Raw genomic sequence first — 12110 nt, 5'->3', positions numbered from 1 at the left:
TTACATGCCGTCGTTCGACGTGGTATCCGAACTGGACAAACACGAAGTCACCAACGCGGTCGAGAACGCCGTCAAGGAACTCGATCGCCGTTATGACCTGAAAGGCAAGGGCAGCTTCGAGTTCAAGGAAAAGGACCTGACCGTCAACCTGACCGCTGAAGCCGATTTCCAGCTCGAAGCGATGATTGAGATCCTCAAGCTGGCCCTGGTCAAGCGCAAAATCGACGTGCAGTGCCTCGAAGTCAAGGATGCCTATGCTTCAGGCAAATTGATGAAGCAGGAAGCCGTCCTCAAGGAAGGCATCGACAAGGAGCTGGCGAAGAAGATTGTCGCTCACGTCAAAGACGCCAAACTCAAGGTCCAGGCTGCGATTCAGGGCGAGCAAGTGCGTATTACCGGCAAGAAGCGTGATGACTTGCAGGAAGCCATCGCGGCCCTGCGCGCCAAGACCTTCGACATGCCACTGCAGTTCAATAACTTCCGCGACTGACCTTTGAGGCGGGAACCTCTCGGCGTTTTCGGCGTCCGAGGCCCAAGCATCGGCAGAATCGATTGAGCCCGAAAGGGGTCAGTCCCTTCTGCCGCACATTTTTGCGTGCCGGATAGCCGGAAATCAGGAGAAAGAAGATGGATTTGAATGCTGAAGTGGACAATCTGGTCAAGGCATCCCAAGCCTGGATTCCGATGATCATGGAATATGGCAGTCGTGTACTGCTGGCGATCATCACCCTGGCCATCGGCTGGTGGCTGATCAACAAAGTGACGCAAAAGCTCGGCGGGCTGCTGGCGCTGCGTAACGCCGACCTGGCGCTGCAAGGCTTCATCAGCAGTCTGGCGAACATTATTCTCAAGGTGCTGCTGATCGTCAGCGTGGCCTCGATGATCGGCGTGGAAACCACTTCGTTCGTTGCTGCCATCGGTGCGGCCGGTCTGGCCATTGGCCTGGCCTTGCAGGGCAGCCTGGCGAACTTCGCCGGCGGCGTGCTGATTCTGTTGTTCCGCCCGTTCCGCATTGGCGACTGGATTGAAGCCCAGGGCGTGGCCGGTACCGTCGACAGCATCCAGATTTTCCATACCGTGCTGCGCACCGGCGATAACAAAACCATCATCGTCCCTAACGGCAATCTGTCGAACGGCATCATCACCAACACTAACCGTCAGCCGACCCGCAAGGTTGTGTTTGATGTGGGCGTGGATTACGAAGCGGACTTGCAAAAGGCCCGTGAAGTATTGCTGGAACTGGCGAAGGACCCGCGTGTATTGGCCGAACCTGCTCCGGAAGCGGTGATTTCCACCTTGGGCGACAGTTCGATCACTGTTTCCCTGCGTGTGTGGGTGAAAACGGCCGATTATTGGAGTGTGATGTTCATGTTCAACGAACAATCGCGCGATCGTCTGAGAGCAGCCGGCATCGATATTCCGTTTCCGCAACGGGTCATTCGAGTCGTTCAGGACTCCGCGCCGGCGTAATGAACCGTTCAGTTCATGTTTGGCCTTTCGGCCAGGGGTGTCCACTAGAGTCCGATTTGTTAAGCACAATGCAGTAGTCAATAAAAAAGGCCCATCCGAAGATGGGCCTTTTTTTTATTGCCGCAAACTAACTGCTTTCGATTACAAGATCGACAGCGGGTAGTCGACGATCAGACGGAACTCGTCGATATCGCCTTCGCCCTGGTCAGTGTTGGCGCGGTGCCATGCTTGACGGATACGGAAGGACAGATCTTTGGCCGGGCCAGCCTGTACTACGTATTTGGCTTCAACGTTGGTTTCGTGGTGTTTGCCATCTTCGCCATACAGACCAGTGTAAGGGCTGCCTGCCTGCGTGCCGCTGCCGTCGATATCCCAGCCTTTAACGTAACGGGTCATGAAGCTCAGGCCAGGAACGCCGTATTCGGCCATTTTCAGGTCGTAACGTGCTTGAGCCGACTTCTCGCCAGGACCGTTGAAGTCAGAGTACTGGATGGAGTTGGCGAGGAAGATCGAGTCGCCGCCGCGGTTGTTCTTGCCTACGCCGATGTAGTCGAACGGAGTGTCGCCGTTAACTTTCTGGAAGCCGAGGGTGAAGGTATGAGCCTTCAGGAACGAGAAAGCAGCTGCCAGCGAGTAAGCTGTGTTGCTGATTTCGCCCGCGTTAGCGCTACCGGTATCGTCTGTGCGGTAGATGTTACCGTCCAGGTTAACCGACTGATCGCCACCCATTGGAATGGTGTAGTTCAGGTTGGCGTAGTACTGGTTCCAGATGTCTTCCAGCTGAGCGCCATACAGCGATGCGCTGAGGTTCTCGGTAATGCCGTACTTGCCACCAGCGTAATCAATGGTCTTGGCTTCTACACCGGCGTAGTTGGCGTACAGGCCACCTTTGCTGGAGTTTTTGTCCTGGCTGCTGGCCGAGTAGAAGTGACCGGCTTCGAGGTCAAGGTCTTTGACTTCGCTGCTCTGCAGTTGGAAACCGGTAGCAGTTTGCGGAAGGATGCGGGAGCCGCCAACAGCGAACACCGGGGCGGTGCTTGGCTGCATTTCACCGAATTTCAGTTCGGTTTTGGAAACGCGAACTTTGACTGCGCCGCCTGCCTTGCCCTGGCTGTCATTGTTTTCGCCAGCAGCGTTAGTGCTCAGGTTGCCCGAACCGGAGTGCTCGTCGGTACCGTCCAGTTTGATCGCCAGGTAACCGAAGGCGTCAACACCAAAACCTACGGTGCCTTGGGTGTAACCGGAGCTGAATACACCGTGGAAACCCTGAGTCCAGTCTTTATCGTCGACTGCGCCATCTTTCTTGTTACGGTTGAAATAGTAGTTGCGAAGCAGCAAGTCGAATTTTGCGTCTTCAACAAAACCTTTGGCTTCGGCCTGGTCGCCTACGAAAGGTGCGGCCGTTGCCAATTGAGTACCGGCTGCTGCTGCAACTGCCAGTGCGATCATGCTCCACTTCATCACGCGCATCGTGATTTGCTCCTTTGGTTTTAGAAGAGTACTGCCGTCCCACCTGTTTTATTATCTGGGCGGCTCTTTCTTTTTGTGTCGGCGCAAACTTATATCACGCCGACCATGTTGGCGATACTTGCGTACCTCACCTTTCAGCTTCTTTACGACCCTGTCGCAAATGGCTGGGTAGATGTCGCAAATTTGCAGCCCCGACGCAAGTGGATTGACAACTTCAGCGTCGTTTTCCCGGGCTTGAGTATCGGTAAAAAGAGTCCCTGGTGAAACGTTCGAATCTCCATCGGGCAACCCTGCCACTGTTTTTATGGGCCTGAAGGCTTCCGCTTCCAGCGGACGCGATAAAGGCGATGTGGGTGTGAATGCAACAAGCGTGCACAAATCAGAAATCCATCGCGGTTTTTTTCTGAAGGCCTGCCTGGCGCTATAAAAACCTCATGAATCCTGGGGTTCGAGCCTGGTTTGCAGGTGCTTGACGCCATGGTTTGCATGGTGTTGCGTCACCTTGGCCGACAGCGTTACAGCCAAAAACGTTACCGGTTCACCCCGCCAGTGAGTAAACGGCGGATGCCCGTCGCACTCAGCGTAGACGCACTGTGCGGTTTTGGTGCAAAAAATCCTGATCGCTGTGCTGATTTCACACAGTGCCGCCCTCTGGAGAATTGGAACGCATCGTTGTTAATCAGTCATTTCGGCGTTTTTTCGTCTGCCTCGGTTCTGTGTTGGTGCGTCTCGATGGAAAATGTCCCAGGTTGGGTCGCTTGTTCATGCTTGGGCTCGCTTTGACGGGTTTCGGCGTGAAGCACGCGCCGATCGCGGGTATGCTGCCGTCCTGTCGCTTGGTGCGCCGTCCCGCTGGACGGACGCTAAGCTGAAAATGAATGACCAGGCGGGAGTGCGCGCGATGTTCGCTTTAGATCCACGACTTCAACAAGACACGCTACCGATCGGGGATTTCCCACTTTGCCGGTTGCTGTTGTCCAACGACTCGAACTATCCCTGGTTCATCCTGGTGCCACGCCGCGAGGATATCAGTGAGATATTTCAGTTGGATGTCGCAGATCAACAGCAGCTGTGGCAGGAAACGACTGCGCTGGCGGAAACGCTAAAGGACTCGTTCGACGCGGACAAATTGAACGTCGCGGCCCTGGGTAACGTCGTCAGTCAGCTGCACATGCATGTGATTGTGCGCAAACGCGAGGACGCGGCGTGGCCAGCCCCGGTCTGGGGCAAGCACGAGGCGTTGCCTTACAGTGCCGAGCAGGTCGCGGCGATACGTGAGCGGCTGCGTCTGGTGTTAACCGATGATTTCACTTTTTTTGTGGAGGGCTGAATCATGAGCCTGGAAGCACGCGTTACCGATCTGGAGAGCCAAATGGCATTTCAGGATGACACCATCCAGGCATTGAATGATGTGCTGGCGGCACAGCAGCGGGTGGTTGAGCGCCTGCAATTGCAAATGGCGGCATTGCTCAAGCGCCAGGAGGAAATGGTCGGCCAGTTCGAGTCCTTCGAAGAAGAGGCGCCTCCGCCGCACTATTGAACCCGCGGGGTCCAATGGACGCGCAATAAAAAACCGCGAACAGCCAGGCTGTTCGCGGTTTTTTTCAGCCTTGAATCAGCGTCGCGGCAAAGCGGCGATCACATCTTCGGCTTGCAGGCCCTTGTCACGGTTCATGACGGAGAACTCAACGCGCTGGCCTTCGACCAGGACACGATGGCCTTCGCCCCGAATGGCCCGGAAATGCACGAAAATATCATCGCCGGAATCACGGGAAATAAAGCCGAAGCCTTTGGAGGTGTTGAACCACTTGACGGTGCCCGTATCGCGGTTGCTCATGTCATAGCTTGGCGACGCGGCGGCCGGTGACGATTTGTAGAAGCTGATGGCCAGGTGCAGGAGAACGGCGATCAGGGCAGCGATCAGGCTGAACAGAACGGCAGGTTGACCGGCGATGACAGGCATCTTCGCGATCAGCGTCAGGGTTTGCAAGACAACAGCCAGGACCAGCAGGGCGCTGACCAGGTTTTGCAATTGATGACGCGCACCTTTGTTCCAGTAGGGAATGACAGGTGCGAGGGTGAGGTTGAGCAGGCCGAAAAAGGCCAGGTACAGCGCATCGGGTTGTTGCAGGTAAGGAACAGCTTCAGGTTGCAGGCTAGGGATGAAGGACAGCAGCAGGGCTGCTGCGCCCATTAGCAGGTGGACGATTTTCAACATTTTGATTAACTCACGTTAAGACGGATCACAAGGAAGAGCTGACGGAGCACGGTTCGCTTCAGAACAATAAGAGGCGTTGGGCACGTACCCGCTATCAGCCTATGCGCAGCACCCGGAAAAATAGAGGCCGACGACACACCGCCTATTTAACAGCAAAGCCGCAGGCTACTCAAATCAAGGAGTCCAGCGGTTAGCCGGGGACGGTTTGGCGCAGATCACCGGGGCATCCAGGGCTGCGGTGCGGCGACAGGCTTGCTACAGTGGTGTTGCACCTGTCGGATGAATTTCATCACCTTTAGGGGAAGCGCATGGCAATCGATATCGGAATCAGTGAAGAGGATCGCAAGTCCATCGTAGAGGGGCTCTCACGCCTGCTGTCGGACACTTATGTACTGTATTTGAAAACCCATAACTTCCATTGGAATGTCACCGGTCCCATGTTTCGCACTTTGCACTTGATGTTCGAGGAGCAATATAACGAGTTGGCCCTGGCCGTCGACTCGATTGCCGAGCGAATTCGTGCGCTCGGCTTTCCGGCGCCGGGTGCCTATTCCGTTTATGCGCGTCTTTCTTCTATCAAGGAAGAAGAGGGTGTGCCCAGTGCCGACAACATGATCAGGCAATTGGTCGAGGGGCAGGAAGCGGTCACGCGTACCGCGCGCGGGATCTTTCCGCTGCTCGATAAAGTCAGTGACGAGCCGACGGCCGACCTGCTGACCCAGCGTATGCAGGTCCACGAGAAAACCGCGTGGATGCTGCGATCACTGCTCGACCAGTAACAGACTCGAGCGCGGATGACACGCATCAAGTGTTGTTCGCGCTTGAATGATTTGGCACCAGGTTGTGTGGGAAATTGTTCTGACCGGGGCGGTCTCCATGATCTGTCTTCAGCTGTTGGCTTATCCTACGTCGATGGTCATAAAGTCATCTGGAGATAACTTTGCGCCTGCGCTTTTATAAGAATCGCAACAGGGCTCTTATAAAAACCAGGTATGACAAAGGAGTGTCACCGGTATGGTCAATGAAGGCAGGCAAAGCGAGGCAAGGTGGGGTCTACCCAAGGAGATAAGGATCGATCCATTTGTCAGAGAATTCGATATGGGGCTGGCCGAGCCATTATCCCGGTCAGTGCGGTTGAATGGTTTTGCGACCTGTTTGCGGCTTGAACAGGTTTATTGGGATATTTTGGGCGAAATCGCCAAGGTCAATCGTTGCTCGATCAGTGCGCTGCTGTCTCATGTGGACCGAGAAGTGCATTTGCGGCACGGCGGGGTGAAGAATTTCAGCGCACTGGTACGGGTTGTCTGTGTGGTGCACAGCCAGAAGGAAGGGAGTTGCCCGGCTACGGCCTAGCGGTGGCGGTGGAATGCGTCGAGTGTCGATCTGTGCAGTCTTACGGCTGCACAGGCTGCATTTAATGGATATAATCCCGCTCTTTGCCGCAAAACCCAGCGTGAGCGGTAGCAATCTGATCGCCGAGACAACCCCCATGCCGATGTACGACTATCAATGTGCTTCCTGTGGTCATCAGTTGGAAGCCATTCAAAAGATCAGCGCAGCACCGCTGGTCGACTGCCCTGCCTGCCAGGCGCCAGAGCTTAAGAAGATGCTGTCCATGCCGGGCTTCCGCCTCAGCGGCACCGGCTGGTACGAAACCGACTTCAAGACCGGTTCGAAGAAGAATCTGGCCGGCGGCGACAAAGCTGACTAGGGTTCAAAACCTGAGTTGAACGACTACGCGTGAGCTCTTGCACCATCTGGCGCCTTTCACGGGCAGGATATGCGCAAGGTCTCCAAACGAATTTCGAATTACGAGAAGTGAAACCACTACCATGATGCGCAGCCATTATTGCGGCCAACTGAACGAAAGCCTGGAAGGCCAGGAAATTACCCTTTGCGGATGGGTTCACCGTCGCCGTGACCACGGTGGGGTGATTTTCCTCGATATCCGTGATCGTGACGGTCTGGCCCAGGTGGTGTTCGACCCGGACCGCGCTGAAACCTTCGCCGCCGCCGATCGTGTGCGCAGCGAGTACGTGGTCAAGGTCACCGGTAAGGTCCGCCTGCGTCCGGCCGGTGCCGGCAACGCCAACATGGCGTCGGGCATGATCGAAGTGCTGGGCTACGAGCTGGAAGTGCTGAACGAAGCGGAAACCCCGCCGTTCCCGCTCAACGAGTTCTCCGACGTCGGCGAAGAAACCCGCCTGCGTTATCGCTTCATCGACCTGCGTCGTCCGGAAATGCTCGAGAAGCTGCGCCTGCGTTCGCGCATGACCACCAGCATTCGTCGCTACCTGGACGAGAACGGCTTCCTCGACGTCGAGACGCCGATCCTGACTCGCGCCACCCCGGAAGGTGCTCGCGATTACCTGGTGCCGAGCCGTACTCACGCAGGTAGCTTCTTCGCCTTGCCGCAATCGCCGCAGCTGTTCAAGCAACTGCTGATGGTGGCTGGCTTCGATCGCTACTACCAGATCGCCAAGTGCTTCCGCGACGAAGACCTGCGTGCCGACCGTCAGCCTGAATTCACTCAGATCGACATCGAAACCAGCTTCCTCGATGAAAAAGACATCATCGGCATTACCGAAGGCATGATCCGCAACCTGTTCAAGGAAGTGCTGGACGTGGAATTCGCCGAATTCCCGCACATGACCTGGGACGAGGCCATGCGCCGTTACGGTTCCGACAAGCCGGACCTGCGTAACCCGCTGGAACTGGTTGACGTTGCCGACCAGCTCAAAGACGTTGAATTCAAGGTCTTCAGTGGCCCGGCCAACGATCCGAAAAGCCGCGTTGCCGCTCTGCGCGTACCAGGCGGGGCGAGCATGCCGCGCAGCAAGATCGACGACTACACCAAGTTCGTCGGCATCTACGGTGCCAAGGGCCTGGCGTACATCAAGGTCAACGAGCGCGCCAAGGGCGTCGAGGGGCTGCAATCGCCTATCGTCAAAAATATCCCTGAAGCAGCCCTGAACACGATCCTTGATCGCGTCGGCGCGGTTGACGGCGACATCGTGTTCTTCGGTGCCGACAAAGCCAAGATCGTCAGCGAAGCCCTGGGCGCGCTGCGGATCAAGGTCGGTAACGATCTGAACCTGCTGACCTGCGAGTGGGCACCGATGTGGGTCGTCGACTTCCCGATGTTCGAAGAGAACGACGACGGCAGTTTCACCGCCTTGCACCACCCGTTCACTGCGCCGAAGTGCACCCCGGAAGAACTGGAAGCCAACCCGGCAACCGCGCTGTCCCGTGCCTACGACATGGTGCTGAACGGCACCGAGCTGGGTGGCGGTTCGATCCGTATCCACCGCAAGGAAATGCAACAGTCGGTGTTCCGTCTGCTGGGTATCAGCGAAGCGGAACAGGAAGAGAAATTCGGCTTCCTGCTCGACGCCCTGAAATACGGCGCGCCGCCGCACGGTGGCCTGGCCTTCGGTCTGGACCGTCTGGTGATGCTGATGACCGGCGCCCAGTCGATCCGTGAAGTGATCGCCTTCCCGAAAACCCAGAGCGCGGCTTGCGTCATGACGCAGGCTCCGGGACTGGTCGATGCCAAGGCATTGCGCGAACTGCACATTCGTCTGCGCGAAACGCCAAAAGCTGAGTAAGGCTGACCTTGCGGGCGCATCTTCGGATGCGCCCTTTCTTTATAGACAGGTCGAGATTTTTATTTGCCGGCTGGCGCGTCATGGCGTGGCGGGCAATGTTTCAAAGAGAATTCGGAGCGAGATATGGCGGGTCATTCCAAGTGGGCGAACATCAAGCACCGCAAAGAACGTCAGGATGCCAAGAAGGGCAAGATTTTCACCAAGTGGATTCGTGAGCTGACTGTCGCTGCCCGTCAGGGTGGCGCTGATCCGGGTTCCAACCCGCGTTTGCGACTGGCGCTGGACAAGGCCCTTGGCGCGAACATGAGCCGCGACATCATCGATCGCGCGGTGGCCCGTGGTGCCGGTGCGGCCGACACCGACGACATGGTCGAACTGACCTACGAAGGCTACGGCCCAGGTGGTGTGGCGGTGATGGTCGAGTGCATGACCGACAACCGCAACCGTACCGCAGCGGCTGTGCGCCATGCGTTCAGCAAGTGTGGCGGCAACCTCGGTACCGACGGCTCGGTGGCTTACCTGTTCGAACGCAAGGGCCAGATCTCCTTCGCGCCGGGCGTCGATGAAGACTCGCTGATCGAAGCGGCCATGGAGGCCGACGCCGATGATGTGGTCACCCACGAAGACGGTTCCATTGACGTATTCACTTCGTTCGCCGGTTTCTACTCGGTGCGTAACGCCCTGGAAGCCGCCGGTTTCAAAGGTGATGACGCGGAAATCGTCATGCTGCCCACCACCAGTGCCGAACTGGACCTGGAAGGCGCCGAGAAGGTACTCAAGCTGATCGACATGCTTGAAGACCTGGATGATGTGCAGAACGTCTATTCCAACGCGGACATTCCTGAATCGGTCGCCGCACAGCTAACCTGAATGCTACGCCCTCATTGTAGGAGCTGGCTTGCCAGCGAAGAGGCCCTTGAACTTGTGCAAGTCTTGAGGCCGCCTTCGCTGGCAAGCCAGCTCCTACAATTCCCTCGGACATTTGCATCAGCGTTGCAGGCGTTATGACTTTAATTCTTGGTATCGACCCCGGTTCGCGCATCACCGGTTATGGCGTGGTATGTGATACCGGCCGTGGCTGCGTATACGTGGCATCGGGCTGCATCCGCACCGGTTCCGGCGAGTTGCACGAACGCCTGCAAATCGTCTATCGCAGCGTGCGTGAGGTCATCCAGACCTACGGACCGGTCACCATGGGCATCGAAAAGGTGTTCATGGCGCGCAACGCCGACTCGGCGTTGAAGCTCGGTCAGGCCCGCGGCGCAGCCATCGTTGCCGGCGCCGAAGAGAACCTGGAAATCGCCGAATACACCGCCACCCAGGTCAAACAGGCCGTGACCGGCACCGGCGCGGCCAATAAAGAGCAGGTGCAGATGATGGTCATGCACATGCTGAAATTGACCAGCAAGCCGCAAATCGATGCCTCGGACGCCCTGGCCATTGCCATTTGCCATGCTCACACCCGTTCCAGCCTGTTGCCGCATGGCCTGGGCGCGGCACGCAGTCGTGGCGGGCGCCTGCGTCTCTGATAGCATCAGCAATCATTTTTTGTGGAGTGAGGGTTTTGCGCCTGGGTCGTCGGCGCAAAACCCTTGTTCCGTCAGTCGCCAGCATTGATCTGGCCAACGCTCAAGGATCTGAAACGTGATTGGACGCTTGCGCGGCACACTGGCTGAGAAACAGCCGCCGCACCTGATTCTGGATGTAAATGGTCTGGGGTATGAGCTGGAAGTGCCCATGACCACGCTGTATCGCTTGCCGTCGGTCGGTGAACCGCTGACCTTGCACACCCATTTAGTCGTACGCGAAGACGCGCAGTTACTCTATGGCTTCTTCGGCAAGCGTGAGCGAGACTTTTTTCGCGAGTTGATCCGTCTCAATGGTGTAGGGCCGAAACTGGCCCTGGCCTTGATGTCGAGTCTGGAAGTCGATGAGCTGGTGCGTTGCGTGCAGTCCCAGGACACCTCGGCCCTGACCAAGGTGCCGGGCGTGGGCAAGAAGACTGCCGAGCGTTTGCTGGTGGAACTCAAGGACCGCTTCAAGGCCTGGGAAACTGTACCGGCGATGTTCGCGCTGGTGCCAAACCAGCCGGGCGGGCCGGATGCGGCTCCGGTCGCCACCGCCGAAAATGACGCGGTCAGCGCGCTGATTTCCCTGGGCTACAAGCCACAGGAAGCCAGCAAGGCGATTTCCGCGATCAAGGAGAAAGGTTTGAGCAGTGAAGACATGATTCGTCGCGCCCTGAAGGGAATGATTTAAGTGATTGAAGCTGACCGTCTGATCGCCGCCACGGGTGCTCCCCGTGACCGCGAGGAAGTCCAGGACCGGGCCATTCGCCCCGTCAGCCTGGCCGAATACATTGGCCAGCCGACCGTTCGCGAGCAAATGGAATTGTTCATCCAGGCGGCCCGTGGACGTAACGAGTCCCTGGACCACACATTGATCTTCGGCCCGCCAGGTCTGGGCAAGACCACCCTGGCCAACATCATCGCCCAGGAAATGGGGGTGTCGATCAAAAGCACTTCGGGCCCGGTCCTTGAGCGCCCGGGTGACCTGGCTGCGCTCCTGACCAACCTTGAGCCCCACGATGTGCTGTTCATCGACGAGATCCATCGACTCTCGCCGATCGTCGAAGAAGTGCTGTACCCGGCGATGGAGGATTTCCAGCTCGACATCATGATCGGCGAAGGGCCGGCTGCGCGCTCGATCAAGCTCGATCTGCCGCCATTCACCCTGGTCGGTGCGACCACGCGAGCCGGCATGCTGACCAATCCGTTGCGTGACCGTTTCGGCATCGTCCAGCGCCTTGAGTTCTACAGCACCGCCGACCTGGCAACGATTGTCGGCCGTTCGGCGACCATCCTCGGCTTGCCGCTGGACCCGGAAGGCGCCTTTGAAATCGCCCGTCGTGCCCGCGGCACCCCGCGGATCGCCAACCGCCTGTTGCGCCGGGTGCGGGACTATGCCGAGGTTCGCGCCAAGGGCCACATCACCAAACCGATCGCCGACCTGGCCTTGAACCTGCTGGATGTCGATGAGCGTGGCTTCGATCACCAGGACAGACGTCTGTTGCTGACCATGATCGAGAAGTTCGACGGTGGCCCGGTCGGGGTCGATAGCCTCGCCGCGGCCATCAGCGAAGAGCGCCACACCATTGAAGACGTGCTGGAGCCGTACCTGATCCAGCAGGGCTACATCATGCGCACACCGCGGGGGCGGGTGGTGACGCGGCATGCGTATCTGCATTTCGGTTTAAACATTCCGTCACGATTGGGCGAGATGCCCGTGGTAGACGAGTTCCTCGATGCCGTGGACGATTAATTAACTTTTGCGCGTTGAATTTT

Annotated in this window: 14 protein-coding genes; 12 read left to right on the top strand and 2 right to left on the bottom strand. The window is 57.5% G+C overall.

Annotated features, from left to right (window positions below):
- Positions 1 to 4 precede the first annotated feature (4 nt).
- Both ACA062_RS26525 and ACA062_RS26520 read left to right on the top strand, forming a co-directional pair.
- Positions 5 to 490 carry a YajQ family cyclic di-GMP-binding protein gene (locus ACA062_RS26525; RefSeq protein WP_018926510.1) on the top strand — a complete coding sequence of 162 codons (486 nt, stop codon included), beginning with the start codon at positions 5 to 7 and terminating at the stop codon, positions 488 to 490.
- Between the two features lie 137 nt (positions 491 to 627).
- On the top strand, positions 628 to 1470 hold the full coding sequence (locus tag ACA062_RS26520) for a mechanosensitive ion channel family protein (RefSeq protein ID WP_497453689.1): 843 nt from the start codon (positions 628 to 630) through the stop codon (positions 1468 to 1470).
- Between the two features lie 141 nt (positions 1471 to 1611).
- Here ACA062_RS26520 and ACA062_RS26515 read toward each other — a convergent pair whose 3' ends face one another.
- Positions 1612 to 2940, bottom strand: a complete 1329-nt coding sequence (locus ACA062_RS26515) for an OprD family porin (RefSeq protein ID WP_497453688.1) — start codon at positions 2938 to 2940, stop codon at positions 1612 to 1614.
- 901 nt (positions 2941 to 3841) lie between these two features.
- Here ACA062_RS26515 and ACA062_RS26510 point away from each other — a divergent pair.
- Together ACA062_RS26510 and ACA062_RS26505 are read left to right on the top strand one after the other, a co-directional pair.
- Positions 3842 to 4270, top strand: coding sequence for an HIT family protein (locus ACA062_RS26510; protein ID WP_497453687.1), 429 nt, complete (start codon positions 3842 to 3844; stop codon positions 4268 to 4270).
- A 3-nt stretch (positions 4271 to 4273) separates the two neighbouring features.
- Complete coding sequence (locus ACA062_RS26505) at positions 4274 to 4480, top strand: SlyX family protein (RefSeq protein WP_150784334.1); 207 nt, start codon at positions 4274 to 4276, stop codon at positions 4478 to 4480.
- Between the two features lie 75 nt (positions 4481 to 4555).
- On the opposite strand, the gene ACA062_RS26500 is transcribed toward ACA062_RS26505, so the two are convergent.
- Entirely contained in the window at positions 4556 to 5158 is a 603-nt protein-coding gene (locus tag ACA062_RS26500) for a cold-shock protein (protein ID WP_497453686.1), read from the bottom strand.
- A gap of 308 nt (positions 5159 to 5466) precedes the next feature.
- On the opposite strand from ACA062_RS26500, the gene ACA062_RS26495 reads away from it, so the two are divergent.
- The 8 genes from ACA062_RS26495 (at position 5467) to ruvB (ending at position 12087) form a co-directional block, all read left to right on the top strand.
- Positions 5467 to 5937: a Dps family protein gene (locus tag ACA062_RS26495; RefSeq protein ID WP_497453685.1), complete on the top strand. Its 471-nt coding sequence runs from the start codon at positions 5467 to 5469 to the stop codon at positions 5935 to 5937.
- Positions 5938 to 6172: 235 nt separating this feature from the next.
- Positions 6173 to 6511 carry a ribbon-helix-helix domain-containing protein gene (locus ACA062_RS26490; RefSeq protein ID WP_497453684.1) on the top strand — a complete coding sequence of 113 codons (339 nt, stop codon included), beginning with the start codon at positions 6173 to 6175 and terminating at the stop codon, positions 6509 to 6511.
- A 136-nt stretch (positions 6512 to 6647) separates the two neighbouring features.
- Positions 6648 to 6869, top strand: coding sequence for an FmdB family zinc ribbon protein (locus ACA062_RS26485; RefSeq protein WP_010457489.1), 222 nt, complete (start codon positions 6648 to 6650; stop codon positions 6867 to 6869).
- 121 nt (positions 6870 to 6990) lie between these two features.
- Entirely contained in the window at positions 6991 to 8766 is a 1776-nt protein-coding gene (aspS, locus tag ACA062_RS26480) for an aspartate--tRNA ligase (protein ID WP_497453683.1), read from the top strand.
- Positions 8767 to 8889: 123 nt separating this feature from the next.
- The gene (locus tag ACA062_RS26475) at positions 8890 to 9636 is read left to right on the top strand and encodes a YebC/PmpR family DNA-binding transcriptional regulator (protein WP_497453682.1); all 747 of its coding nucleotides are present in this window, start codon (positions 8890 to 8892) and stop codon (positions 9634 to 9636) included.
- Between the two features lie 134 nt (positions 9637 to 9770).
- The gene (gene ruvC, locus ACA062_RS26470) at positions 9771 to 10295 is read left to right on the top strand and encodes a crossover junction endodeoxyribonuclease RuvC (RefSeq protein WP_128872288.1); all 525 of its coding nucleotides are present in this window, start codon (positions 9771 to 9773) and stop codon (positions 10293 to 10295) included.
- Positions 10296 to 10410: 115 nt separating this feature from the next.
- The gene (gene ruvA / locus ACA062_RS26465) at positions 10411 to 11025 is read left to right on the top strand and encodes a Holliday junction branch migration protein RuvA (RefSeq protein ID WP_064679388.1); all 615 of its coding nucleotides are present in this window, start codon (positions 10411 to 10413) and stop codon (positions 11023 to 11025) included.
- Positions 11026 to 12087 carry a Holliday junction branch migration DNA helicase RuvB gene (gene ruvB / locus ACA062_RS26460; RefSeq protein ID WP_497453681.1) on the top strand — a complete coding sequence of 354 codons (1062 nt, stop codon included), beginning with the start codon at positions 11026 to 11028 and terminating at the stop codon, positions 12085 to 12087.
- The last annotated feature ends 23 nt before the right edge of the window (positions 12088 to 12110 follow it).

Source organism: Pseudomonas sp. LBUM1679, from assembly GCF_059695565.1.
This window is presented reverse-complemented; position numbering and strand designations above follow the sequence as displayed.

What these genes read in the sequence shown, in the direction of transcription:
- ACA062_RS26525 (WP_018926510.1), top strand. Translation starts at nt 5, where the DNA reads ATGCCGTCGTTCGACGTGGTATCCGAACTGGACAAACACGAAGTCACC.
- ACA062_RS26520 (WP_497453689.1), top strand. Translation starts at nt 628, where the DNA reads ATGGATTTGAATGCTGAAGTGGACAATCTGGTCAAGGCATCCCAAGCC.
- ACA062_RS26515 (WP_497453688.1), bottom strand. Translation starts at nt 2,940, where the DNA reads ATGCGCGTGATGAAGTGGAGCATGATCGCACTGGCAGTTGCAGCAGCA.
- ACA062_RS26510 (WP_497453687.1), top strand. Translation starts at nt 3,842, where the DNA reads ATGTTCGCTTTAGATCCACGACTTCAACAAGACACGCTACCGATCGGG.
- ACA062_RS26505 (WP_150784334.1), top strand. Translation starts at nt 4,274, where the DNA reads ATGAGCCTGGAAGCACGCGTTACCGATCTGGAGAGCCAAATGGCATTT.
- ACA062_RS26500 (WP_497453686.1), bottom strand. Translation starts at nt 5,158, where the DNA reads ATGTTGAAAATCGTCCACCTGCTAATGGGCGCAGCAGCCCTGCTGCTG.
- ACA062_RS26495 (WP_497453685.1), top strand. Translation starts at nt 5,467, where the DNA reads ATGGCAATCGATATCGGAATCAGTGAAGAGGATCGCAAGTCCATCGTA.
- ACA062_RS26490 (WP_497453684.1), top strand. Translation starts at nt 6,173, where the DNA reads ATGGTCAATGAAGGCAGGCAAAGCGAGGCAAGGTGGGGTCTACCCAAG.
- ACA062_RS26485 (WP_010457489.1), top strand. Translation starts at nt 6,648, where the DNA reads ATGCCGATGTACGACTATCAATGTGCTTCCTGTGGTCATCAGTTGGAA.
- aspS (WP_497453683.1), top strand. Translation starts at nt 6,991, where the DNA reads ATGATGCGCAGCCATTATTGCGGCCAACTGAACGAAAGCCTGGAAGGC.
- ACA062_RS26475 (WP_497453682.1), top strand. Translation starts at nt 8,890, where the DNA reads ATGGCGGGTCATTCCAAGTGGGCGAACATCAAGCACCGCAAAGAACGT.
- ruvC (WP_128872288.1), top strand. Translation starts at nt 9,771, where the DNA reads ATGACTTTAATTCTTGGTATCGACCCCGGTTCGCGCATCACCGGTTAT.